Origin of the sequence: Cohnella sp. SGD-V74, assembly GCF_003001675.1 — a bacterium.
GTDB lineage: Bacteria > Bacillota > Bacilli > Paenibacillales > Paenibacillaceae > Cohnella.
The window spans coordinates 108,688-133,236 of sequence record NZ_PVYW01000015.1 but is presented as its reverse complement, the minus strand read 5'-3'; the positions used below and the strand labels follow the sequence as shown (position 1 = coordinate 133,236).

Below are 24,549 nucleotides of genomic sequence, written 5' to 3'. Positions count from 1 at the left end.
AAATCAAGGTGAAGCACACCTCGAATCGCCGTATAGGCTGGGGTGTGTTTTTTTGTGTTGTTGGAATGGGGAGAGACGACGCTAACGTGGGGAAGATGGAAGGATCAGTATTCGAACTGGAGGAGGGGAGTTGGATGAAGGTTGTTTTATATGCTGTACGGGCTGCGCGCGGGCAGAAGGCGCTGATCTCGATCGACTGGGAGACGGATCGGAAATATTGGAATGACAGAGCGAGTGAGATTGTTCGTCTGCGCGAGGAGATTCCTCTGGGCGAGGGAGAACGGATGTGCCGAATGTTAGAGGAGGAATGGGCGAGTGAGACGCGATCTCCTGCGGGCAAAGGCTTGAAAGAAGAATCGGGTGATAGGGAGAGAGCCTGGCGAGGGGCCGAGGAGAAACAATTCGTGCATGGCGGCTGGGCGGAGCGACTGGTATATCATGCGAGATCGGCCGGGTATGCGGGCGAGATGGAGAGAATTAAGCTGAGAGAGGGGGCGGCGGCGGAGCCGCGCCTGCTCGAAGCGGCAGGAAGGGCGGCCGCGCGTTTGGCCGGCCGTTCGCTGCTCCGCGAGGAAGCGCAGCAGCTGTTGGACGCCGAGCTGCCGGGCAGCTCGGGCGTCTCCGCGTTTGCTGCGCTGCAGCTCGCGGCGCTCTTGGGGGCCGTGCAGCTGACGGCTGCAGTGGCCCCCGATGCAGTTGCAGCCCCCGCGTCGGCGGGGCTGCGGGGTTGGGCCGAGCGGGCGCTGCGGCGCGCTCGGCTGTTGCGGGGGCGCGGGGCGGGCGGCCGCGCCCAGGTGTTGCGCTGCCGGCGCTGCGGCAGCGCGGATAAGCTGCGGCGCACGGATTGCGCCGCGTGCGGGAGGCAAGCCTGCGCGTATTGCGAGGCTTGCTTGACGATGGGGCGCAGCCGCGAATGCGAGTTGCTGGTCATCGGCTTGCCGACCGCCGGTGCTGCGCTCTCGGTACCTGTGCCCGCTGAAGCGCCATTGCTCCCAACACGTAGACAAACTGCCACAGCACCGTTCCCAACTTCTATTCCAACGGCTAGTCCTGCACCTGTTATTCGAACAGCTAGCGTACCTTCCCACTCAAAAAACATCCGTCAGCACCTCATCAAGCGCTGGGGGCTCAGCCCTGCGCAGAGCGACGCTGCTGCTCAAGCCCTCGCCTTCCTAGAAGCTCCGCGGGCTTCCAAGGGCCGATCATTTTTACTCTGGGCGGTTACGGGAGCGGGCAAGACGGAGATGATTTTTCCCCTGCTTGATTCGGTGCTCTCAAGAGGAGGCAGAGCGCTGGTGGCGACGCCGAGACGGGACGTTGTGCTGGAGTTGGCGCCAAGATTGGCCAAAGCGTTCCCGGACCGAAATATTGCCGTTCTGTACGGAGGGAGTCCGGATCGTTGGAGGGAAGGGGAACTTACGCTGGCGACTACCCATCAGCTTCTCCGTTTTCAAGGGGCTTTCGACCTCGTACTTATCGATGAGTTGGATGCTTTTCCTTATCATAACGACCCGATGCTCCATTACGCCGCCGCCAAATGCGGAAAGCCCGATGGCCGAACCGTCTACCTCAGCGCTACGCCTCCGGCAGCATTGCAGCGTGAGGCGTCACGTGGGAGGCTGGCGTATGCAAGAGTTCCGGTCCGCTACCATCGCTATCCGTTGCCGGTTCCCGCCAGACTGAAGCTGCCGTCCGTGTATCAAGTACTCGCCAAACAGACAATCCCGCAAAGACTGCTGCAACCGATTCGCCGATCCGTCGACCGCGGTGCCCAAGTATTCCTGTTCGTGCCTTATGTTAAGCAAGTCGAACCGATGGTCCGGCTGCTCCGCAATCAGGCGAAGAATCTTGGTCTACCCGGGAACGCCATCGCCGGAACCTCTTCCCCGGACGAAGAACGAGGGGAAAAGGTCGTTGCTTTCCGCGATAGAACCATCCAACTCCTTGTTACAACGACGATTCTGGAGCGGGGGGTCACGATTCCTCGCAGTGACGTGTTCATTCTGGACGCTCATAATTCGTTGTTCGACGCGGCTTCGCTCGTACAGATGGCGGGAAGGGCGGGACGCTCGGGAGACGACCCGTTCGGAGTCGTCTATTACGGCGCTCCGGAATGGACACGGTCACAACGGAACTCGATCCGGCAAATCCGGACGATGAATGCCGCAGCAAGACGAAAGGGTTATTTGAAAGCCGACTAGCCGGCCCGAACCATTGCCCAGAGAGTATCATTCTAAAAGCCGACCCGCCCTCACGTAAGTCGAAAAGTGTAACTTTTCCAGCCCATACCTCGTCCAAATAGGAGTGATTAACGAATGCGATTGAATGTTGGCTCTTGGTTTGCCTCGACAAAACGCGAATGTCCAATCTGCGGCCGTGATGCGAGCCAGGGCGCGAGTGCAGCTGCCGCTGTGCCGATTCCGATCAGGCATCCGGCGCCGAAGCGGGCTCTGGCATCTTTATGCGGTCTATGCCGACAAGCGATTCCCTGGATCGTGCATCCGGTCTGCCGCGTCTGCGGACGGGCGGAATCGTGTGAGGATTGCATCCGAAGAACGCAGCGATCCTACGCCATCAGTCGCTGTGCGGTTCGCTATACCGATGCGATGAAGGACTGGCTTGCCCTCTACAAATACCGGGGCAACGAGGGTGTCGAGACGATTTTGGCCGCCATGCTGGCATTCGCATTGGAGCGTCTGCAGGCCGCGACCTCCCAAGCTTCGTTTCCTATCATCACTGCCGTTCCGCTGGCCCCTGAGAGGCTAAGAGAGCGAGGCTTTAACCAAGCCGAGCGATTAGCCTGCCGATTGTCCGAATGGTATGGTATGGCCTATCGCCCACTTTTGCATCGTCTCCGTCACACCGAGAAACAAAGTCTCAAAACCCGTCGCAGCCGCGTCGTCGACATGAGAGGCAATTTCGCAGCCGTCTCAGCAGCTTTATTTTCCGGAAATATCATCTTGTTGGACGATGTGTATACGACCGGAAGCACGCTCGACGAGTGCGCTCGTGTCCTCAGACAGGCTTCCGAACCGCATGCGGAGAGCCGAATCTACGGTCTGCTCTGGGCGCGTTCCTAGCAGAAATCGTGAGAGATTCCATAGAAACTCGCTTTTCGACGGCGTTCGCCTTATGCTATGATAGGGTGACTTCGGGTAAAACCAATCGAAATAATGCCTGTCCCAAAGGAGGAGACATGGAACGTCGAGCTAAATTAAACGAAATCGACATCGTACGCGGCATCGCGATTCTGGGCGTGCTCATGGTGCACTCCACCTCGTTCGCGACGGTAGATATGAAGCATACATCCCTTTATGGGGTTTATAATTTCTTGAACATTTTTTCTAAAATCGGCACGACTTCGTTCATTCTGCTCAGCAGCTTCGTGCTGTTCTACAATTATTATCCTCAGCCGCTCACGGTTCAGCGGTTCAAGAAATTTTATCGCAATCGGTTGATGTATATTGTCGTTCCTTATTTGCTGTTCTCGCTGCTGTACTTCGTGTTGAGGTGGTATCAGAACGGGTTCGCCTGGGAACTGTCGCAGATGTGGCCGAGCTTCTGGAGCAAAGTGGCGCAGGGGCAGGCCTATACACATTTGTATTTTGTGTTTATCAGCATCCAGTTATACGTGTTGTTCCCGGTGTTATTGCTATTGATGAAAAAGTACAAATGGCTGGCGGCGTCCGCGATATTGATCGGCGTCGGGCTGCAGTGGGCATTCTTCCTGCTCAACCGCGAATACTGGCAAGTAACGAACCGGGGCAGCTGGTCCTTGTCTTACTTCGGGCATTATTTTCTCGGGGCATGGCTGGGCATCTACTTCGATCGAATTAAAGGCTGGCTGATCATCGCCAAAGAAAATATAACGAAAACGAAAGTGGCCGCGTGGATCGCTCTATGGGCGGTATGGCTCGGCTCCGGCATCACCTATGTCACGATGTTCTACAATGCGCGAATGTACCAGACGAGGTATCACAATGCGCTGTACGACGGAATTTGGGACCTCTATACGATGATCACCCCTCTGGTATTGATGCAGATTGCCTTCCTGATCGGCGGAAAAATGAACACTTCTTTCTGGGTCGGACGACTGCGTCATCTGGGAATCGTTTCGTTCGGAGTGTATCTGGTGCATCCGCTGATCTTGCTCGTCTATCGGCAATTTCCGCTCTCCGGCGGCAGTACGCTCGTTCATCATGCCTGGTATGCCGGCGGCTTCCTGCTTGCTCTGACGATCTCCTGGCTTGCCGTTACCGCGTTGAGCCGACTGACCGGATGGTCCTGGCTGCTGTTCGGCAGCGTGCCGAACCAGCTTAAAGCGGCTTATTCGGAGCCCAGACGTACCGATACGCCGGCGGTTAAACCGACAGCATCCGTGTAACAAACGAAGTAACTGGCGGATGCTTGTCTTTTCTAGTATAATTTAGGCAATTAGAGTCGATTGATGTCGGAGATGGGGGGATGATTACGTGAATTTAACCTACTGTCCGAAATGCGGCAAGCTGTTCTCTAAAAGCTTCCGCGAGGTCTGCAACAGTTGTCACCAAGAGTTGGAAAAAGATTACGAGCGATGCGCGGAGCATCTGCGTAAGAATAGAGGCATGGACATCCAGCAGCTGTCCGAGGAGACGGAGATCAGCATCAAGCAGATTACGAGATGGGTTCGCGAGGGCCGGATTTCGTTGATGGATGCTCCTAACTTGTCCTACCCGTGCGAGTCGTGCGGTACGCTTATTCGCGAAGGGCACCTGTGTGAGACTTGCAAGAAGCGCTTAACTCGGGACGTAAGGAACGCCACTTCACAAACGGGGCCGAGGTATAATCCCGACGATGAGCGGCAGAAGGGCACATACCAGATCGGCGATCGTCTTCGCGATCGCGATAATTAACCGCAACGACTAAACATTTCATATGAGCTGACCGATAATAGGGATAGATATTATCGGTCTTTTTTATTTATTGAGGTGATCGTCATGAAAATAAATGATACTCAGCGTATCGGTGCTTATCGCACTTATCAACAGCAATCGGATATTCGCGCCAACCAGGTTTCCGGCAAGCGTCGGAAGGACGAGGTGCAGTTTTCGGCGGAGGCTATGGAGCTCTTGGGGGCTCAACGTGCCGAGGATCCGAACCGTTCCCAGCGGATCGAGACGCTTAAGAAAGAAGTGGCTACGGGAACCTATCATGTAGATTCCGGCAAACTGGCCGAGAAGCTGTTGCCTTTCGTTCGGGAATAGTCTGTGCAATCAAGATGACGGAAGGTGATGAGTATGTCTTTTCATGCGCTGTGCGAGGCTCTGGAAACGTTGCTGTTGCAACACGAGCAGATGAGCGCGTATGCTGAGCGGAAAAAAGAATCCTTGGTTGCCAACGATATCGATGTGTTAAACGAGATGGTGACCAAGGAAGCGCGATTGATAAAACTGATTGCCGAGGCTGAAGGGCGCCGTCAGCAAGCCGTTAACGCGATCTTGAGAGAAGCCGGGTTTACCCCGACTCCTTCGACTACGGTGGCCAGTTTGATTCGAATGATTACGAATGCGGAAGACAAGTTGAAGCTCTCGGAGCTTGCAGATAAGCTTAGCGCCGCAGTTGAGCGTGTTCGGGCTTTGAATGAGCTGAACATGAAGCTCACTCGGCAATCCATCGAATTTAACGATTTTTCCTTGAATCTCCTGGCAAGCGCCTACGACGATCAAGATTATGTTTATAAAAAACCGACCGAGTCGGCTTACGGGCAAAGCAAGCTCAGCTTTTTCGATTCGAAAGCCTGATTCCTACTAACTCGGGACGAAATGGGGAAGATATTCCATGATAAGATCCACGTTCCATGCGATTGAGACGGCTAAGCGAAGCCTGTTCACTCAACAAGCCGCATTGCAAACCACCGGACATAACGTCGCCAACGCAAATACGACCGGTTACTCCAGACAAGTAGTCAATATGACGGCTTCGAGACCGATGGAAGCCATTGGGATGTCAAGTTCTACGACCCCGGGACAACTCGGCACCGGCGTTGAGTTTAGCTCGATAACTCGAATCCGTGAGGGATTCTTGGACTCCCAGTTCAGGAACGAGAATAAGACGCACGGCAGCTGGTCGATCCAAGCGGATACCTTGCAAAAGCTCGAAACGATCGTAAACGAGCCTTCCGATACCGGGCTTCGTGCCGTATTGGATAACTTCTGGAAGTCGTGGCACGACTTGAGCGAAAACCCGGAGGATATTACTGCGAGGAAACTGGTGCGCGAGACGGCCAAGGCTGTGACGGATGCTTTTAATCAGACAGCGCGTCAATTGGACGAACTCAGCGCGGATATTACCGAGAATATCGGCGTGAAAGCCAATCAGATCAATACTGCGCTTGAAACAATATCAAGCTTGAATTTGCAGATTCGCAAGATCGAAGGCTTGGGGGATAATGCCAACGATCTCCGAGATCAAAGGGATCTACTGATGGATGAACTATCCAAAGTCGTGAACGTGACGAGTGTAGAAACGAACGATGGCAACTATCAAGTCATGATGGGCGGAGCCGTGCTGGTCGATAATGGGGAATACACTCCGGTGACTGCTGAAGGACTGCTGGCGAGCTTTGCCGGTGGAGATTTGAACGGCGGCGAAGTTCACGGAATGATCATCTCCAGAGACCAATATGTCGCGAACTATCAGCAGCAGTTGAATACGCTTGTCAACGGCCTGGCTAATGGAGATATTACCGTCACAATTCCAGCAGGTTCTGTCTTGCCAGACGGCATCACCTTAAACAATATTACCTACTCCGGGACTGCTCGTACGTTGACCTCTCCTTTGACTGTTACGGTGAAAGGTCTTAACGGTCTGCATCAACTCGGCTATACGATGATGGATCCTCCGCAAGCGGGAGGTACCTTCTTTGCCTCCAAAGACGGTGGGCCAATAACGGCTGGTAATGTGACTTTAAACGCAGATATTCTTGCCGATGCAGGCTACATTGCTTCTTCTATGAGAACTTCGGGAACTCCCGAGGCGGTTGTCAAAGGGAACAAGGATCTGGCCATGCTGATTAGTCAGTTTAGCGAGATGAAGATCGACTTCTCCTCGGTTGCTACCGGTGCGGCAACTGCGCAAGGTTCCGTAAACGACTTTTTCCGCTCGATTGTCGGTCAATTGGGTGTTGAGGCAGAAGAAGCCAATCGTCAAACGACGAATGCAAAAATTGTAGTCGACCAGGTTGACGCCCGTCGCCAATCCGTTAGCGGCGTATCGCTTGACGAAGAAATGAGCAACATGGTCAAGTTCCAGCATGCCTACAATGCGGCAGCACGCTTCATGACAACAATTGATGAGACTCTGGATAGAATAATTAATGGCATGGGAACCGTTGGCAGGTAACATTTTCACAGTGAAAGGGTGAGATAAAATGTTGGGACGCGTCACGCAGGGGACAATAACAAGTCAACTCCTACGTAATATTAACAAAAACCTCTCCCAAATGCAGGGGCTTCAGGAGCAGTTGTCGACGGGCATGAAGATCAATCGCCCGTCTGATGATCCGGTTGGCATTACATACTCCTTACGCTATCGAAGTGATTTGTCTCTAAATGAGCAATATCAGACGAATGTCAATTCCGCGGCTTCCTGGCTGGATTTTAACGATACTTTGCTTACTCAGGTTGGAGACATCGGAAAACGAATTAAAGAGTTGGCCGTCAAGGGAGCGAATGGAACCAATCCCCAAGTGGCGTTGGATAATATCGCAAGCGAAATGAAACAACTAAAGGAACAGCTTGTGGATATTGCGAATAGTCAATTTAAAGGTAAATATGTGTTTAATGGACAATTCACGGATAAAATTCCTTATGATAATGCAACCTCACCCACGGATGTTGTAACAGATACTGGGAACCTCAATTATGCAATCAATACAGGCATTGAATTAACGGTAAATCTGACAGGAAACAATGTGTTTGGTTTTCCGCCACCAGGAGTAACGGCGCCGCAGAATGAGGACGATAATTTGTTCTATGTCATTGATCAGATGGTTGCTAACTTGGAGTCTGGTAACTACGAAGGGGTAAACGGACAGATAACCGCGTTGGACAGCAGACTGGACAAAATTCTCACACAGCAAGCAGAGGTTGGTGCCCGCGTCAACCGGGTGGAGTTGATGGAGCAACGGTTAAAGGATCTGAATGTGAACCTTGAAACGCTGCAGTCCAAAACCGAGGATGCAGATATTGAGGATTTGATTATCCGCTCGAAGGTGAACGAGAGCATCTATCAAGCTTCGTTGTCTGTTGGAGCGAAAGTCATCTCGCCATCGCTTGTCGACTTCTTGCGATAAGTCTGGAGAGTGAGGAGGTTTGAGGCATGGTACCGTTCTTATCGATTCAATCCCAAAGGGGATTGATTGGTGTTGAATCCGAACTCGGACAGTTTCAAATTCGTCGGCCGAAGCCGGAACTGGAAGTACAATCGACGCCAACCGTCATTTCTGCCACTAATCGTCCAGGTGATCTTCAGATAGATCAATCTTTGACTAACGATGCTTTAACTGGTGGCAAGGCGGAAGCTTTCTGGAACCGTGTATACTCCCAATATAAACAAGTCGCTCAGCAGAACATTCAGCATATTGTCGAGAAGGGGAATCGGATGGGGGATCTTACCAATCGCGATAATCCTATTCCCGAGCTTGCTTTAAGCGATTTTATCGAAGGGGCGCCTGATTTACAAATCTTCGGATTTGCCTCCTTGGCAAATGTTGATTTTCACTATATGCCTAATGATATCAATCTGCAGGTAGATGTTGGCCAAGTGAGGATTCAGTCTCAAGTTCATCGACCGGAAATTCATTATGAACGGGGGAACGTGAACGTGTACATGCAGCAATACCCAAAAGTCACGATTACGCCTCCCGAGATCAATATAATTGCATAAGTTTTTAAATTAAGCTATAAGCGATATACGCTTATGGCTTTTCTAATTTTAGGGTTAGGAGGCCGGGAAATGCATAATCAAACTGAAGCAGGATTACCTCAAATGAATGAGAAATTGATTTACAATTTTGAGGAGGGGCTCCCGGGTTTTGCTCACTGCAAGCGTTTTGTTCTGGCGGAAGAGGAGGCTAACAAACCGTTTGGAACATTAAAATGCCTGGACAGTGAGGAGACGAGCTTCGTTATCGTTGATCCGTTTTTTTTCTTTAAGGAATATGAATTTGAGTTGCCGGAACACGCAATAAAGGAACTGCAGTTGGTTTCCAGCCAGTCTCTAATTATTCGCGTTATCGTAACTTGGCGGGGGAGTCTGAGTTCGGCTACCGTAAATTTGGTTGCTCCCGTTATCTTGAATGCGAACGTTGGCTTGGGTAAGCAGATCATTCTATCCAATACGTCTTATACGGCAAGACATCGACTCTTCGAGCCAAGATAGAAAGATAAAGGAGGTGTTCCTATGCTTGTGCTTTCCCGTAAAAAAGGACAATCGGTTATTTTGCAGGAGAATATAGAAATCACCGTGTTGGAAGTAGAGGGCGATGTAATAAAGTTAGGAATCGCTGCTCCAAGGGAAATACAGATCCTGCGTAAGGAACTAGTAGACTCCGTGCAGGAATCGAACCGAAATGCAGTATCCAATAAGGTGGATGTGAGCTTTCTCTCCGAAGAACTCAAAAAAATCAGCAAAAATTTCTAAAAGGCTATTAAGCTTCTTTGTCTCTCCGCCGATAATGAATACAGAGCCTGAATATAGGGCGGCCGACCTATAGATTAGGTAATGGAGAAATCGCATGGATGCGAGTCTCAACAACATTCAGGGAGGAATTCGATTATGCGTATTAATCACAACATTACTGCAGTAAACACTCACCGCAACATGACGTTGAACAACGTTGCAACGAGCAAGAACATGGAGAAACTGGCTTCCGGTCTCCGCATCAACCGTGCTGCTGACGATGCAGCGGGTCTGGCTGTATCCGAGAAGATGCGTGGCCAAATTCGCGGTCTCGAACAAGCGCAACGCAACGTTCAAGACGGTATTTCTTTCGTTCAAACGGCTGAAGGTGCAATGAACGAAGTTAGCGCAATGCTGACTCGGATGAAAGAATTGAACGTTCAGAAGCTGAACGGAACGTATTCTTCGACGGATAAAGCTAACATCAATGAAGAGTTGACTGCACTGGGTGCTCAAATCGACAAAATCATGACGGAAACGAAGTTTAACGGAATTAACATCACGGCTGGAGCTTCGATCCAATCCAATGATGTTACTGGTGGCACAATCTCGATCGGTTCTATTTCTACAACTGGTTTCAACGCGCTGGGAAGTACTACTTCTCTGGCAAGCATCGAAACGGCAATCGAGAACGTGGCTACGCAACGTGCTAAACTGGGTGCTGTCCAAAACCGTCTGGAGTACACTTCCAACAACTTGGGCACAACGGTTGAGAACCTTACGGCTGCTGAATCCCGTATTCGTGACACGGATATGGCTAGCGAGATGGTTGCTCTTACCAAGAACCAAATCCTGCTTCAATCTTCGCAAGCGATGCTTGCACAAGCAAACTCCGCTCCGCAAGGCGTACTGTCCTTGCTCCGTTAATTCAAACAAGAAAAAGAGGCTTCGGGATTACCCGAAGCCTCTTTTTCTATTATTGATGCTAAATAAAAGATAACTTGTAGTCGATATATAAAGTAGATTGCCAATCTGGTACGGAATGAGGGATTGACATGCACACGGTATCAAGCGCTACAGCGTCGCCTGTTCAAACTCCTGCAGTGAAAGCTGGCCTTGAAGCAGAAGCTCCCAAACAGCAAACAGTATCGCAGTCGTTGCCGCGAACGGGAAAACAATTGGAGATTGCAGAGAGACAAGGAGTCAAAGTATCCATTGGGGAAGAACAACTTATTCGAGCCGTGGATCGGGCCATTAAATCTTTGGAGGGTCCTACTACCTCTTTTGAAGTTAAGGTTCATGAGCAGACTAAGGCTGTAATGGTGAAAGTCTTTAACAAAGAAACGGGAGAACTGATTCGCGAGATCCCTCCTGAGAAAACGCTTGATCTTGTCGTGAAGATGATGGAGATTGCTGGAATTTTAGTAGACGAGAAAGTATAAAGAAAGGGAGAGATCAAATGGTTACCAGAATCACAGGAATGGCATCTGGACTGGATATCGACCAGCTTGTCAAAGACTTGATGAAGGCCAAACGGGCGCCGCTCGATAAGCTTACTATACAGAAGACAACGCTTGAATGGCAACGAGAGCAGTATCGCGAGATTAATGCCAAGATCGTTGATTTCCGCAACAACAAACTATTTAATTATGGTTTGCAAGGAACTCTCAATGCTAAACAAGTTACCACAACCGGGAATAGCACTGCTGTTAGTGCGAGAGCAAATTCGAATGCGGCAATCGGTACGCTGACGATTGAGGTCACCGAGCTTGCAAAAGGAGCAACATGGAAAACCACTTCAGGTTCCGGCATCGGCGAAGTTGACCTGAATACGAAACTAAAGGATTTGGAAGGTAGCTTTAGCTATACGTCGGACGCTAATGGAAAAATCACCATCCAGACTGGCGGGCAGCCGATTATACTGGATGAAAATACAGATACGCTGGCTACTATGGTTTCAAAGTTGAACAGCAGCAAAGATGCGAACGTAAACGTGTTTCTGGACAGCCACACGGGAGCGTTATCGATTACTTCCAAGACAACCGGCGATGACAGTAGTATCAATCTTGTATCCGATATCTTCGATAATTTCTCTTTGGAATCCAAGGCAGGTAATGATGCAGAGTTGCTCATTAACGGAATATCAACTAAGAGAACAAGTAACACTTTTACGGAGAATGGGGTGGAGATCACCCTTAACAGTAAGTCGAATGGTAATCCAACTCAATTGACAGTAGGCACTGATACGAATCAAATGATCGATACGATCAAAGCTTTTGTTAAAGATTATAACGATCTGTTGGATTCAATTAACAAGAAACTTGGAGAAGAACGTTATCGAACGTACGTGCCGTTAACCAGTGAACAGAAGAAGGAAATGTCGGAGAGCGAAATTGAATTGTGGGAATCCAAGGCAAAGAGCGGTTTGCTAAGAGGGGACTCGACATTTACGGCATTAGTCAATAGCTTTAGGTTGGCCGCGGTTACGGATGTAAATGTTAACGGAGTAAATGTGAATTTGTCCAGTTTGGGTATTTCTACAGGTGATTATACACAGCGTGGTAAGTTGGTGATTGATGAGGCCAAATTGCGCAGCGCGCTGGAAGCTAATCCTGATCAGGTAATCGGCTTTTTTTCACAAAGAGTAAGCGAGAGCGATAAGACTCCTCCTGGGGTTTCAGCAACCAATAAGAACAATGGATTATTTAACCGTCTTTCTAATATTGGGATGTTCTCCATTCAGGAGTTGGCTACGAAAGCCGGTACATCCCGGGTAAGCACGGCAACGGATGCTGCTTTCAATGCGGACAGTAATATTGGTGAACAGCTAAGACTGCTCGATATCCGACTGACGGAGATGAACAAGCGTATGCTCCGGGCAGAGAATCAATACTACAAACAGTTTGCGGCCATGGAAGCCGCAATTAATAGGTTTAGTGCTCAGTCTGCAAGCCTGTTTAATAATTACTAAAGGGGTTTTTAATGAGCACACTAGCGTTAGTAATGATTGCCTTGAATGAAGAGGTTAAAATACAGCGATGCATAGAAAGCGCAATTTCTTATGTTGATGAGATAATCGTTGCGGATACTGGTTCAACGGATCGAACGAAAGAAATTGCGTCGGGGCTCGGAGCTAAAGTTTATACTTATGTATGGGAGAGCGATTTTTCGAAGGCTAGGAACTATGCCATTAGCAAGTCTTCTGCAGATTGGGTGCTGGTACTGGATGCTGACGAGTGGATTGATGCTATAGACCATTCTCGGATACGTCAGTTTATCGAAGAAGCGAATGCGGTTGGACGTATAGAGAGAATAAGTACAGTCTTTGACGAAGGGGAAACCCATGAAACCAGAGACTACATTACCCGGTTATTCCCTAGACATCTAGAGTATTACGGACGGATTCATGAACAGGTGAGTACGTCCCTTGCTCGACGTAATGTGCCTATTGTCGTTCAGCATGACGGGTACTTCAAACTGAAGAAATCAGATCGTAACGTGCCGCTTTTACTTCTGGAGCTTCAGGAGAATCCCGAGGATCCTTATTATCTGTTTCAATTGGCTAAAGAATATGATGGACTGGAGAACTGGGCAGAAAGCAAACTTTATTTTGCTAAAGCCTATGCAGCGCTTCAAGGTGTGGAACGTTTTGCTCCGAATGTCGTTACGGAGTATATGTACTTGTTAATGAAATTAAAAGAATATGGTAAAGTGTTAGATATTCTGCAACAGAAACATGCTTGGCTAATGAATTTTCCTGATTTTCATTTTGCCTGCGGGGTATTTTACTTGGATCTGGTCCTCTCCAATCCTGCCCAGTATATGGAGTATTTACCGCTTATAGAACGTTCCTATCAACTGTGCCTTGAAGTGGGGGAATCGGAGTTGTATGATAGTGTAAAGGGAACAGGTTCGTATGCGGCCTACTATAATTTGGGTAATTACTACGAGGTGCTTGGAAAAGCGGAACAGGCGATACAATGCTACCGTAATTCGGCGGCTATGGGGTACAGCAAGGCAGGGCAGAGATTAATTGAAATGAATGAGGAGTGAAGAGAGTGATTTCTACACCGTTTCATAAATACCAACAATCTTCCGTTCAGACTGCTTCTCCTGCTCAGTTGATTCTTATGCTGTATGACGGAGCTATTCGGTTTATTAAGCAAGGGATAGACGGAATTGAAGCAAAAGATTATCAGAAGGCAAATCATAGCCTCATTAGGTCACAGCATATTGTGAATGAATTAATCGCCTCTCTTAATCACGAATATCCAATTGCGAATAATTTGTTGGACATCTACGACTATGCAAACCGAAAGCTGATTGAAGCTAATATGAAGAAGAACAAACAATCGGCGTCAGAGGTTATTTCTATATTAAGTGAGCTGAGAGAGGCGTGGGTACAAATCATTAAATCCACGAATCCAAAGGAATCTGACTAAATGGACCAGTTGATCGAAGAGATTTTATTGGAGACCAAGCGTCTAGGCAACGAAGAAATAGCCTCAGATTATGAACAGTTCGAAGCGTTGGTTGAAAGAAGGCAAGAGCTTACGGAGCTTGTTGAAGAACGTCGAGCAGAACTAACTGTAACTCAGAAGGCGATAATTAGAGAATTGCTGACGTACGATTCTTTAATTCTCGCGAAGATGAACAGGCTTAAGGATGAGGCGGAAAGCTCGATCAGACGAATGAATGAGACCAAGAAGCAACAAGCGGCTTATAATCATGCGGGTGTGTATGATAGCTTTCTGATGGATAAGAAGAAATAACAAAGTCCTCGGCGTGCTTGCCGAGGACTTTGTTTTATCTAAATAATAAATCAAGGCGGTTGTACTCGGGATTAAGCGCTATTAATCGATTTTTGAGCGTCTGCTTTGTCAAAGGATCCTCGCACATCTCATAATAATGGATATAATGACTGTGCTGGGAAGGCTCCATTGCTAGGGCTCGTTCCCACAACGAGTATGCTTCCGTTAAGCTCCCTTGATGGGAGTAATACCAGGCCAGCTTTGCCATACTCGAGGCAGTCAAGGCGTCCTGCTCAGTTAGGAAGTTGTAATATTGAAGAGCCGTCGGAATATGATGGATCTCTAAAAAGTAGCTTGCAAGGCGGTTGACGATCTGCGGTGTTTCATAATGACTTAATACGAATTCATAAGCATTCCACTGTTGTAAATTATAAAGCTCGACTAGTGATTCAAAAGGAAGATCTTCCGCGGCAAAATCCTGAACGTTGCCATTAAGAAGATCCTGGACAAAGTTCGCCACTTGACTATGCTGCTCAATGTATTGGAGCCAATCGGTGCGGTTCCAAATCAAAATGCCCATTGCAATCTGCTGTGCAATTCTATAAGGCAACTGGTCTTCATGAAGGATTTCAAGGCAGGCCCCGAATAGCGGCTCATCATTATGCAGCATGGCATATTGGAGCTTTTCTGACAGATTATAAAGTCCGCTAGTTATGTTGTTTCGACAATAGTGCAAGGAAAAATCCTTGTGACAGGATCGAATGGCTACCTTTCCGACTATTGCGTAGGTTTTCCGATTCGTGTCCGTTTGAAGAAGCTCCTCAAGGATTTTAACGACATCCTCAAAGCTATGATTAAGAGAAGATAATTGAATAAATTTGTTGATTGCCTCTATGTCGTGTTTGTTGTTCATTAAAAGCTTCGCTAAATAAGGGATTGCTTGAATGTAATTCTGCTCGTTTTCATTAATTTGGACTAAATGCCAGAGGGGGCCTCTGAAGCCAAGATCAGAGCTTACCAAGGAAGACTTTTGACCGCTTGAAGCAATTTCAACAATTCGATGGGCCTCTTCGAACTCCCTTTTGGCGGTTTTCCAGAAACCAAGCTTGTATAAGATACTTGCGTATAAAGAACGGACATCTGCGTAATGGAAGTAAGGAACTAAATTATCTTGGGCGAACGTATATGCCTGAAAAAGGTCGTTGGTATTAAGGTGCAGTTCAAGTATCGAAACTAAATTATGCTTATACCATTCCTCGCTCTTGTCCCCACTAATGTGTGCGGCCTGAAGATGCGTCAAAGCTTCTGCATGTTTCCCCATGAAAAGAAGCTGTCTTCCCAGCATGCATTGATCGTAAGGGGAGAGCTGCTGCCGTTTTTCCATCTCCGAAAAGATATGAAGGTTTCGTTCGTGTTTATTTTTGGATTGAATAGTTTCCTCGGTGTAACCGGAATGAAATATCTTAATAGGAATAGGAACAATCTTAACCGATCTACCAGCCTGTGGAGTTGGTTGCTCATGTATAGGGCGAACATACTGAATATTCATATGGTTCGCGAACACCCGCAAAATCGGTTCTTCGGTGGCCGGCTTGTTGGCTTCTTTATAACTAACGACCGTGACCCGATATAAGGTGTCATTTGAAGGTTTCTGCTTAGTCAAGAAATTTCTTAAATCGGATATATTGGGCTCGTCTACGAATTCATCGGCATCCATAACCAAAATGAATTGCCCGGTTGCATGTTTAAGGGATTCATTCCTCGCTGCGGCAAAATCATTGATCCACTCAAAGTCATATATTTTGTTCGTATACTTTTTGGCAATTTCTTTGCTGGAATCCGTAGAACCGGTATCCACGATTACAATCTCGTCTACAAAACGGGAAACGCTTTGCAGGCAACGGTCCAGAACGGCCTCTTCGTTCTTGACGATCATGCATAAGGAGAGGAGTGGTTTCATAGTGCCTCCAGTAGGTTAAGGGTATGGTTTCAGCTTAATACAAAAACTTATAAACTCCAAGAAATATAAAGGAGAAATGCCGCAAAATAGAGGGTTTTGTCGAAATTGCGCCGAAATGTTCTATAATGAAAACTTTAAGCAAGTCTAATGAAAGAGATGAGATCAATCGTGAATAATCAAAGCCTCCAGCCGGAATATATGACCCGATTTCAATGCATTGGCGCAGAGTGCGAAGATACTTGTTGTGCCTTCTGGAATGTGACCGTGGATAAGGAGACTTATCATAGATATCAATCTGTGAAGCACCCTGCTCTGCAAAAGAGGTTAAAAGACGATGTCGTTCCTAGAAGAGAGAGCGAAAGATCGAAATTAAACTATGCCAGTATGAGATTAAACTCGGAGACGGGGGCCTGCTCATTTCTGGACCATGGTTTGTGCGCCATTCAAGCTGAACTGGGAGAGTCTTATCTGTCCCCTACGTGCGCGACATATCCCCGCAGAATCAATGAGATCGACGGGACACAGGAAGTGTCCGCAGCCCTATCCTGCCCTGAAGCGGCAAGACTGGCACTGTTAGAGCCCCGGGGGATTGACTTTGAATACGTTCCGCGCCAAGAAGCGGCGAATACGCAATGGAATGCCAGATTAACCTCGCAATCCGCTGCCGCTCCAGTCACACTAAAATATTTATGGGATTTAAGGGTACTGGCTATTGAAATCATCCAAAATCGCCAATTCGGACTTTCTCACCGCATCATGCTGCTTGCCGCCTTTGCGGATCTGGTAGATGAAGCAGCCTCCGGGCAAGCTGCCGAAGATCTGACGCCTCTCATCGAACAATTTAGAAACGGTCTGGCCGCACAATCAGAACTTACGATCCCGCAAACCTTTCCGGTTAACCATTCCTTCCAGCTCAAGCTGCTAAATGAACTTTTGGTCGGAATAATGAATGAAAACCAAATCATAAACGTTCGGTATCGGGATTGCTTGATGAGCTATCTGAGGGGAATGCAGCAGGCAGAGGGCTTGAGCTTCGAGCGCGTTTTGTTGTTCTACGAAAAGGTGTATAGGGACTGTCATGATACGTTTCTCAATCAGCACGAGTACATCATGGAGAATTACATTGTTAACCTGATGTTCTCAACGCTGTTCCCCGTATCCACGGATGGGAAAATGTTCGATCAAGTGTTATACATCGGGATCTTATATGCGTTAATTCGTATGCAGCTTGTCGGGATGTGTGCTGACCAACGGAAGTTGACTGAGGAAGATGCGGTAAGGCTCATCCAGTCCTTTACTAAAAACTTCGATCACTCCCGCCACTTTAAGAAGGAAATAGTGGAAGTGTGCAAAGCAGAAGGAGTTACAGCCTTGGGGCATTTGTCTTTGCTGGTCATGTATTAGCCTATCGACTCCAGTATAATTTGCGGGTATGCAAGAAGGCGTGTAAATATTTTCAAAGACTAATTAGCTCATATCGGGCTTGAAAGATGTCGATATATGTAATATAGGACACGACGAAAATACTACACTCATACTGGGGCGAAAGTTTGATGAGGGCATACCAAAAAAAACAGATTCTCGATCTCCTAACAACGTTGCATGAAGCGACGGATGAAATACATAAACAATTTGTCAATCGAAATATCCCCGCTGTAATTAACCTTTTGGTTGACTGCCAAAATGCGGCGGTACATATTGGCGAGTTTATAGAGAGTATAGAAGGTGAAGATACACGAACGGTTGAATTGTTAACCGAGTACCATGAGAGCCTTTACCAAATCGCTGTGAAAATTGAAACCACCGATGCGGGCTTCGTGAAGCAGCTAAAAAGAGAGCTTGTCACGATCGAAAGCTGCATTCAGGATGAACTCAAGCCCAACAAAATTGAGGTTGTACTTTTCCCTTATAAGGCTTCCATGTGGGACGCTCTTGAATCGATTTGGCTGGCTGCCAAAGCGGATCCGCAATGCGATGTTTATGTGGTTCCGATCCCTTACTTTGACAGGCTCCCCGGGGGCAGGCTGGGACAGATGCAATATGAGGGACATCAATATCCCGACTACGTTCCGGTTGTAGATTGGCAAAACTATAATCTGGAAGAACGTCGTCCGGACGTGATCTTCATTCATAATCCCTACGACGATGGGAATATCATTACAACGGTTCATCCGAATTATTACAGCAGAAATCTCAAGAAATATACAGAGTTGCTTTGCTACTCTCCTTATTTTGTGACCGGGAATCACATAGAGGAGCATTTCTGCACCGTGTCGGGAATTATCCATGCCGATCGCGTGTTCGTGCAGTCGGAGCAGATTCGCGAGGGCTACATCCACGCAATTGACGCGTTTGAAAAGGCGCGCAATTGCGTCGGCCTTTTCGGAAATGTCAGGGAGAAGATTGTGGCGTCCGGTTCGCCTAAGTTTGATAAGGTCATAAACTCCAAGCCAGATGATTTCACGCTATCCGACGAATGGGAGAAGTTGATTGAGAAGCCCGACGGTTCGCGAAAAAAAGTGGTTCTTTATAACACGTCAATAGGTCCCCTTCTGAGGGGAAATGAAAAGTATATTGCAAAGTTAAGGGCTGTATTTAGAACTGTTCGCAACCGCGACGATGTAGTCCTTTGGTGGCGGCCTCACCCTTTGAGCGAGGCGGCTTATGTCACAATGCGTCCATTCCTTTTGGAGGAATATTCACGACTGATTGAGGAGTACAAGCTCGAAGGATATGGAATCTATGACGATACGGCGGATCTGCATCGGGCGCTGAGCTTAAGCTCAGCTTTTTATGGGGACGCTTCTTCTCTCATGCCGTTGTATCAATGTATGAAAAAACCTGTAGTGGTTCAAAATGAACAGCCACAAGATCGTCTATTAGTTGGAGGCTTGTGGGATACGGAAGAGGATCTGTGGTTTGTAACGCTGGAGCTCAACGGACTATTTCGATTAAATAAGAATGCTCGAAAAGTGGAGTACATCGGGAGCTTTGCTCAGGAGAAAGCTTTAGATTGGAGGCTCTACCACACCATCCATCAAAGCGGAAATAAGCTTTATTTTTCTCCGAGCTCTGCGGGGGCCATAGCCATATATGATTTGATCGATTCCTCATTTCGATATGTTGAGTTGCCCTTGCCCAAACAAAAAGAATATAACGATCAGAGCAAATTTTCAAAAATTATCGAATGCGACGGCTCGCTCTATTTTATTCCTTTACAGTTTCCCGGTATTGTCAAACTGAATCTGGAAGATAACAGTACAGAAATTATAGACGAATGGATAAAGCCCGTCAAAAAGCTGATCTTTGACTCTGAACTCGGCTACTTCCTTAACGGTGTTTACGATGAGCCGCGGGGTTCGCTGGTTTTAGCATGTTTCAACGCCAGTGCTTTGATAGAAATTGATTTGAAAACGAAAAAGACAAAATGGAAAGCCTTGAGCAGCGACAAATGCGGATACTCGGATATTTTATTGATTGATGAAACCTACTGGTTATTAGCTTTGCATAAGTCAGCTCTAGTCAGCTTTAATAGGGCAGAGGAGACGATTGCGGAGTATCCAATTAATCTCGAAGGAATACCCGCAGACGGATTTTGGCAATTTCAAAAACTTATGTATTCCAATGATTCTTTGTATTTAGTGCCTGCTGATACGCAACGCTTGGTTAAATTCGAATTAATCGATCATTCGTTTTCTTATGTGGATGATTTCCGTCTTGCTAGTGAACAAAATGATGTTCCACTATCCGTAAGCAATCCTATTGGTTATTTTTCTGTGTCTTCTAATACTACAGATAGAATTTATCTCAATGACAAGCAAAGCAGAAGTTTTATTGAATACGACCTGATTAACGGCTCTCTGCGTCAAGAGAGTATCGTAATTACGGATGGCGACAACTTGAGGGACTTGCAGAATTTCTTAATTAGAGCACAAGGCAGTGGAGTTGATGACGCGAATAGCTGTGCATTTGGAGAACATACTTATGGCGCATCGCTTGAAGCACTGCTGGACATGATCACAAAGCCTGATCATGAGCCTTGGCTGGATAAGCTCCTGGATCGCCAAGTGGAGCTCCTTATGTCGGAAATCTCTCATCCTAATGGCCAAGCGGGAATAGAAATCTATGATACAGCGAAGAGGGCGGTGTTGAAGCCATGAAGTATGATTACCTAATTGTTGGCGCGGGACCTTATGGAGCGGTTTTTGCACATGAGGCTATGAAGTGTAATAAAAGATGTTTAGTGATCGATAAACGGGATCATATCGGGGGCAACATCTATACAGAACAAGTAGAAGGCATCAATGTACATAAATATGGAGCGCATATTTTCCATACGAATGATCGAGAAGTATGGGATTATGTCAATCAGTTTGCGACGTTTAATCGTTATACCAATTCGCCGATCGCGAAATTTAAGGATGAAGTCTACAATTTGCCTTTTAATATGAATACTTTTTACCAGCTATGGGGCGTGTCCGACCCGGCAGAAGCAGAGAAGAAGATAGAATCTCAGCGTTTGCAGTGTGAACAGCCTCAGAACTTGGAGGAACAGGCGCTTTCATTGGTGGGACGAGACATTTACGAAAAATTAATCAAAGGCTATACGGAAAAACAATGGGGGCGAAGCTGCAAGGACTTGCCTGCGTTCATTATCAAGAGACTGCCTGTTCGCTTTACTTGGGATAATAATTATTTTAACGACCAGTATCAAGGAATACCTGTTGGAGGGTATACGCTAATCATTGAAAAGCTGCTTGAAGGCAGCGAAGTCAGGCTGAATACGGATTATTTCGCACAAAGAGAATACTTCGACAGCCTTGCCAACAAGATTGTATATACAGGGATGCTGGATGAGTTTTATGATTATCGTTTTGGGCCGCTGGAGTATCGCACGCTGCGATTTGATTCGGAAGTGCTGGACAAGCCCAATTTCCAAGGCAACGCTGTCGTCAATTACACCGATAAGGAAACGCCGTTTACCCGCATCATCGAACATAAACATTTTGAATTCGGCACTCAGCCCAAAACAGTCATCACACGCGAGTATTCAAAAGAGCACGAAAACGGGGACGAACCCTATTATCCGGTTAACGATCAAAAGAACAACGCCCGGTATTTAAACTACAAGGAGCTTGCTGAAAGAGAAGAAAACGTGATTTTCGGCGGCAGGCTGGCGGAATACAAATACTACGATATGTGGCAAATCTTCAGAAACTCGCTCGATCGAGTGAGAAAAGAGCTGCAACAAGCTTGAGGTAATCGTTAGAAATGAGAATGCCGGAGGGGTGAGCTTGAAGATCTCATTGACGGGGCTAGCAGGGATGAAAATACGTGCAGGTGATGGCTTGCAAGAGCCGGGACATCCCGAAATGCTTAGCACCCCTCTATATTATTGGGCGCAGCCTGGCGATCGGCTGGTGCTCCTGGACTCGGGGTATAAGTTTAATGTTGCCACCTACGTGCCGGAGGTAAAGGAAAGCTGGATTTACACCTATGACTATGCTCCGAACGAAAGCTGGACGGCCTATCGGCACGATTTAAGCGGGGATAGTTACAGACAAGACGATTATATTTTTACGGAAGGCGTTTACTTTCGAGTATGTCTGCGGAAAATGAACGGCGAACCGTTTGACGGCTCCGAGGATATTAACCGTATTCTTGCTTTTGAACAGCATACAGCTCCTATTCGAGAAATCAAATCTTGGATCACGAATGAAGTGGAGCAGGTCGCGAAGCGCGTTCAGGCATTGCGGGAAGAAGGAGAACTCATCTGTGCTTTATTGACGGATACGCACTTTACGGTAAACGGAACTTGGGAAGAAACGGCAGCTTCCATCCAACAATTGCATCAGGCTCTAGGTTTTGATGGGATTGTGCATCTTGGCGATTTTACGGACGGAATGGTCACGCGTGAAGTAACCCGCTATTACTCAGAAAAGGTGCTGGCAGATCTAAAACAGTGTGAAGTTCCTGTATGGGTGACGCTGGGCAATCATGACACGAATTATTTTCGGAATAATCTGGATCGATTTTCCCTGGAAGAACAGTGCGAGCTTTATTTAGGGAGGGAAGAGCCGAGATATTCCATTGATTTTGAAACGCAAAAGCTGCGCTTTATATTTCTGGATTCCTTCGACCCGGACGAGACGCTGCGTTATGGTTACAATGCTTCGTGTATCCAGTGGCTAAAGGAACAACTTGAACATACAGCTGATGACTGGCAAATTGTGATTTTTTCTCACCTTTCACCTGTTAGCCGCTTACAGTATTGGGCAAAGGCGTTGCGTGGAGAGAAGGAATTAATGAGCGTGTTGAACCCTTATGCCGGAAAAATTCTGGCTTTTGTTAATGGTCACAATCATGCGGACTTATTGGATAATGCCGAGAGCTTTCCTATTCTATCTATCGTAAATTCCAAGTGTGAAGCCTTTACGGAGTATAAGACAGAAGGGTTTATCACTCCCGACCGCAAGCTGGGCACTCCTTCTCAGGAAGCATTTGACATTATGCTTATCAATACCGAGAAAAGACAGATACGTTTTGTGAGATTTGGTGCGGGGAAGGACCGGATCGTCACAAGCGGGAAGGCGGAATGGCTGGAATGAAAATATGGGGTCATCGAGGGGCCTACTCTTCCGCGCCGGAAAATACGCTCAGCGCATTTCAACTGGCAGCTCAAATGGGCGCAGACGGAGTAGAACTAGACATACAGCTTACAAGAGACGGAGAAATCGTCGTCATTCACGACGAAACGGTGGACCGAACAAGCAATGGCCAGGGGTGGGTCAAAGACTTCACGCTTTCTGAAATCAAGAAGCTTAACTTTAATAAAAGAGGAATCGCAGAGCCACTGCACATGGAAGTGCCGACGCTCGCGGAAGTGTTGGAACTATTGAAGCCGACGAGCTTGACTGTCAACATCGAGTTAAAGACCGGTGTGGTCTATTACGAGGGCATTGAACGTCAGGCATTACAATTAGTTGATCAGTATGGGATGGCGGACCGAGTAGTATGGTCCTCTTTCAACCATTATTCCGTTCAAAAAATTAAGCAGCTTGAGCCATCTGCCGGAACTGCGCTGCTATGCGGCGGGGGAATCCTGGTCACCGGGGAACAATGCGAGAAGGTTGGAGCTGAGGCTCTGCATCCTCACGTCAAGATGCTGCGCTACCCAGCGCTCGCGGAGGATTGTCGTAAACGAGGCATACTCATACGCACGTGGACGGTAAATAGTGATGAGGAGCTTGAACTTGCCATGAATCTCGGCGTAGATACAGTGATCGTTAACCGAATTGACTGGGCGAAGGGTGTTTTGGCGCATGGGAATTGAAAGGCAGTACCATAACGCGAAAAAAGGCCCTCTTTCCCCGGAGGATTTAAGGGCCGTTCAGCTCATACAGCTTGAAATGTTAGCAGAGGTGGATAGAATTTGCCGCTTGCATCACATTAATTACGTGATGATCGGTGGTACCATGCTGGGGGCTGTGCGTCATCAAGGCTACATTCCGTGGGACGATGATGCGGATATTGGATTGCTTCGGGAGGAGTATGAGAGGTTTCGCGAGGCCTGTGCGACGGATTTGGATACAGATCGATTCTACTTTCAAGACATTAGGGCCACTCCCGGTTATCGATGGGGCTACGGGAAAATCAGACGCAAGAATACGTATTTTCTGAGGGAAGGACAGGCTCACATGCCATACGAGTCCGGGGTATTCATTGATATTTTCCCTTTTGACAATGTGCCTGACGGGAAGTTGGCCGAGAAGATCCACAATCTTCATTGTACAATAATCCGAAAGATTTTATGGTCGGAAGTCGGCAAGAAAACGGATAAAAATCCAATCTTGCGTGGCCTATACTGGCTGCTCAGCCTGATTCCGCTTCGAATGATCTCCAATCACCTGCATCGTTTTGCTGATAAGTGGAACCGAAAAAATAGCCAGCGTGTAAGAACGATCACCTTCCCTGCTCCCGATCGGTACAGCGAGGGGAAGAATGAGTGGTTTCAACAGGTTGCCGAATATGCATTCGAAAATTTGATTTTATTCGGACATCGTGACTATGACGCTTACTTAAAGCATAAGTTCGGCGACTATTGGACACTTCCACCAGAGAATAAGAGAAAGTCGCATCCCGTTGCTTACTATAAATTATTGGACGAATAGCCTGGCA

24 protein-coding genes are annotated in these 24,549 nt (G+C 47.6%); 23 read left to right on the top strand and 1 reads right to left on the bottom strand.

Features of this window, described 5'->3' with window-relative positions; translation table 11 throughout:
* Positions 1-134: 134 nt before the first annotated feature.
* The 17 genes from B0G52_RS22085 (at position 135) to B0G52_RS22005 (ending at position 14,432) form a co-directional block, all read left to right on the top strand.
* Positions 135-2,201 carry an ATP-dependent helicase ComFA gene (locus B0G52_RS22085; protein ID WP_233162921.1) on the top strand — a complete coding sequence of 689 codons (2,067 nt, stop codon included), beginning with the start codon at positions 135-137 and terminating at the stop codon, positions 2,199-2,201.
* Positions 2,202-2,315: 114 nt separating this feature from the next.
* Entirely contained in the window at positions 2,316-3,080 is a 765-nt protein-coding gene (locus B0G52_RS35335; protein WP_143762615.1) for a ComF family protein, read from the top strand.
* Between the two features lie 116 nt (positions 3,081-3,196).
* On the top strand, positions 3,197-4,384 hold the full coding sequence (locus tag B0G52_RS22075; protein ID WP_094047557.1) for an acyltransferase: 1,188 nt from the start codon (positions 3,197-3,199) through the stop codon (positions 4,382-4,384).
* 88 nt (positions 4,385-4,472) lie between these two features.
* A complete protein-coding gene (locus B0G52_RS22070) occupies positions 4,473-4,892 on the top strand; it encodes a TIGR03826 family flagellar region protein (RefSeq protein WP_094047556.1) in 420 nt (139 codons plus the stop codon).
* Between the two features lie 84 nt (positions 4,893-4,976).
* The gene (flgM, locus tag B0G52_RS22065; protein WP_094047555.1) at positions 4,977-5,243 is read left to right on the top strand and encodes a flagellar biosynthesis anti-sigma factor FlgM; all 267 of its coding nucleotides are present in this window, start codon (positions 4,977-4,979) and stop codon (positions 5,241-5,243) included.
* Positions 5,244-5,276: 33 nt separating this feature from the next.
* A complete protein-coding gene (locus B0G52_RS22060) occupies positions 5,277-5,780 on the top strand; it encodes a flagellar protein FlgN (RefSeq protein WP_158223820.1) in 504 nt (167 codons plus the stop codon).
* Positions 5,781-5,820: 40 nt separating this feature from the next.
* On the top strand, positions 5,821-7,380 hold the full coding sequence (gene flgK, locus B0G52_RS22055) for a flagellar hook-associated protein FlgK (protein ID WP_094047642.1): 1,560 nt from the start codon (positions 5,821-5,823) through the stop codon (positions 7,378-7,380).
* A 28-nt stretch (positions 7,381-7,408) separates the two neighbouring features.
* Positions 7,409-8,332: a flagellar hook-associated protein FlgL gene (gene flgL, locus B0G52_RS22050; RefSeq protein WP_094047553.1), complete on the top strand. Its 924-nt coding sequence runs from the start codon at positions 7,409-7,411 to the stop codon at positions 8,330-8,332.
* 26 nt (positions 8,333-8,358) lie between these two features.
* A complete protein-coding gene (locus B0G52_RS22045; protein WP_094047552.1) occupies positions 8,359-8,925 on the top strand; it encodes a DUF6470 family protein in 567 nt (188 codons plus the stop codon).
* Between the two features lie 69 nt (positions 8,926-8,994).
* Positions 8,995-9,420 (top strand): flagellar assembly protein FliW, encoded by a 426-nt coding sequence (gene fliW / locus B0G52_RS22040; RefSeq protein ID WP_158223819.1) that lies wholly within the window; start codon positions 8,995-8,997, stop codon positions 9,418-9,420.
* Positions 9,421-9,441: 21 nt separating this feature from the next.
* Positions 9,442-9,681, top strand: coding sequence for a carbon storage regulator CsrA (csrA, locus tag B0G52_RS22035; RefSeq protein WP_094047550.1), 240 nt, complete (start codon positions 9,442-9,444; stop codon positions 9,679-9,681).
* Positions 9,682-9,816: 135 nt separating this feature from the next.
* Positions 9,817-10,587, top strand: coding sequence for a flagellin N-terminal helical domain-containing protein (locus tag B0G52_RS22030; RefSeq protein WP_094047549.1), 771 nt, complete (start codon positions 9,817-9,819; stop codon positions 10,585-10,587).
* A gap of 128 nt (positions 10,588-10,715) precedes the next feature.
* Positions 10,716-11,102 (top strand): flagellar protein FlaG, encoded by a 387-nt coding sequence (locus B0G52_RS22025; RefSeq protein WP_094047548.1) that lies wholly within the window; start codon positions 10,716-10,718, stop codon positions 11,100-11,102.
* A 17-nt stretch (positions 11,103-11,119) separates the two neighbouring features.
* Positions 11,120-12,631, top strand: a complete 1,512-nt coding sequence (gene fliD, locus B0G52_RS22020; RefSeq protein ID WP_094047547.1) for a flagellar filament capping protein FliD — start codon at positions 11,120-11,122, stop codon at positions 12,629-12,631.
* Positions 12,632-12,642: 11 nt separating this feature from the next.
* Positions 12,643-13,713, top strand: a complete 1,071-nt coding sequence (locus B0G52_RS22015) for a glycosyltransferase (RefSeq protein WP_094047546.1) — start codon at positions 12,643-12,645, stop codon at positions 13,711-13,713.
* 5 nt (positions 13,714-13,718) lie between these two features.
* A complete protein-coding gene (fliS, locus tag B0G52_RS22010) occupies positions 13,719-14,102 on the top strand; it encodes a flagellar export chaperone FliS (protein ID WP_094047545.1) in 384 nt (127 codons plus the stop codon).
* Positions 14,103-14,432, top strand: coding sequence for a hypothetical protein (locus B0G52_RS22005; protein ID WP_094047544.1), 330 nt, complete (start codon positions 14,103-14,105; stop codon positions 14,430-14,432).
* A 34-nt stretch (positions 14,433-14,466) separates the two neighbouring features.
* Here B0G52_RS22005 and B0G52_RS22000 read toward each other — a convergent pair whose 3' ends face one another.
* Positions 14,467-16,371, bottom strand: a complete 1,905-nt coding sequence (locus tag B0G52_RS22000) for a glycosyltransferase family 2 protein (RefSeq protein ID WP_094047543.1) — start codon at positions 16,369-16,371, stop codon at positions 14,467-14,469.
* A 168-nt stretch (positions 16,372-16,539) separates the two neighbouring features.
* Between B0G52_RS22000 and fliB the strand changes: the two genes are divergently transcribed.
* The 6 genes from fliB (at position 16,540) to B0G52_RS21970 (ending at position 24,542) form a co-directional block, all read left to right on the top strand.
* Positions 16,540-17,775, top strand: a complete 1,236-nt coding sequence (gene fliB / locus B0G52_RS21995) for a flagellin lysine-N-methylase (protein ID WP_094047542.1) — start codon at positions 16,540-16,542, stop codon at positions 17,773-17,775.
* A 149-nt stretch (positions 17,776-17,924) separates the two neighbouring features.
* Complete coding sequence (locus B0G52_RS21990; RefSeq protein ID WP_094047541.1) at positions 17,925-20,531, top strand: hypothetical protein; 2,607 nt, start codon at positions 17,925-17,927, stop codon at positions 20,529-20,531.
* Positions 20,528-21,628 (top strand): UDP-galactopyranose mutase, encoded by a 1,101-nt coding sequence (glf, locus tag B0G52_RS21985; protein WP_094047540.1) that lies wholly within the window; start codon positions 20,528-20,530, stop codon positions 21,626-21,628. The genes B0G52_RS21990 and glf overlap by 4 nt, the downstream gene beginning before the upstream one ends.
* A gap of 37 nt (positions 21,629-21,665) precedes the next feature.
* Positions 21,666-22,979 carry a metallophosphoesterase family protein gene (locus B0G52_RS21980; RefSeq protein ID WP_094047539.1) on the top strand — a complete coding sequence of 438 codons (1,314 nt, stop codon included), beginning with the start codon at positions 21,666-21,668 and terminating at the stop codon, positions 22,977-22,979.
* Positions 22,976-23,704 carry a glycerophosphodiester phosphodiesterase gene (locus tag B0G52_RS21975; protein ID WP_094047538.1) on the top strand — a complete coding sequence of 243 codons (729 nt, stop codon included), beginning with the start codon at positions 22,976-22,978 and terminating at the stop codon, positions 23,702-23,704. The genes B0G52_RS21980 and B0G52_RS21975 overlap by 4 nt, the downstream gene beginning before the upstream one ends.
* On the top strand, positions 23,694-24,542 hold the full coding sequence (locus tag B0G52_RS21970; protein ID WP_094047537.1) for a LicD family protein: 849 nt from the start codon (positions 23,694-23,696) through the stop codon (positions 24,540-24,542). The genes B0G52_RS21975 and B0G52_RS21970 overlap by 11 nt, the downstream gene beginning before the upstream one ends.
* Positions 24,543-24,549: the final 7 nt, after the last annotated feature.